Source organism: Mesorhizobium sp. M00.F.Ca.ET.216.01.1.1, from assembly GCF_004010325.2.
Classification (GTDB): Bacteria; Pseudomonadota; Alphaproteobacteria; order Rhizobiales; family Rhizobiaceae; genus Mesorhizobium.
Genome location: NZ_SADR02000090.1, coordinates 1 through 634, shown reverse-complemented (window position 1 = coordinate 634; position 634 = coordinate 1). Strand labels below are relative to the sequence as shown.

The following is a 634-nucleotide window of genomic DNA, read 5'->3' as shown; positions in this document are numbered from 1 at the left end:
GCTTCTTCTTCACCGTGACGCTCGACCGGCCCGATCTCTCGCGCCGTCTCACCGTCATCCGCCAGCCGCGCAAGCTGCCGCTGGTGCTGAGCGTCGAGGAGGTGGCGCGGCTGCTCGAAGCCGCACCGGGTCCGAAGTACAAGGCGGCGCTGGGCACGGCCTACGGCGCCGGGTTGCGGGTGTCGGAGATCGTGGCGCTCAAGGTGAGCGACATCGATTCGACGCGCATGCTGATCCGGGTCGAGCAGGGCAAGGGGCGCAAGGACCGCCACGCCATGCTGTCGCCGCAACTGCTCAACCTTCTGCGCGCCTGGTGGCGCGAGGGCAAACGCCGCGGCGTGATGCTGCCGCGGGGCTGGCTGTTCCCGGGCCGCAACCCGATCACGCCACTCTCCACGCGGCAGATGAACCGCGCCGTTCATGCCGCGGCGGAAGCCGCCGAGATCAAGAAGCGGGTAACGCCGCACACGCTGAGGCATTCCTTCGCCACCCATCTTTTGGAGCAGGACGTCGACATTCGCGTCATCCAGGTCCTGCTCGGCCATGCCCGGCTCAACACGACCGCGCGTCTCAGCCCATGTCGCCACCAAGACGATCCACACCGTGATGAGTCCGCTCGACCGGATCAGCCTGC

1 pseudogene is annotated in these 634 nt (G+C 68.0%); it reads left to right on the top strand.

Features of this window, described 5'->3' with window-relative positions:
* Positions 1 to 634: pseudogene (locus tag EN859_RS35155) on the top strand (tyrosine-type recombinase/integrase); the annotation flags it as partial.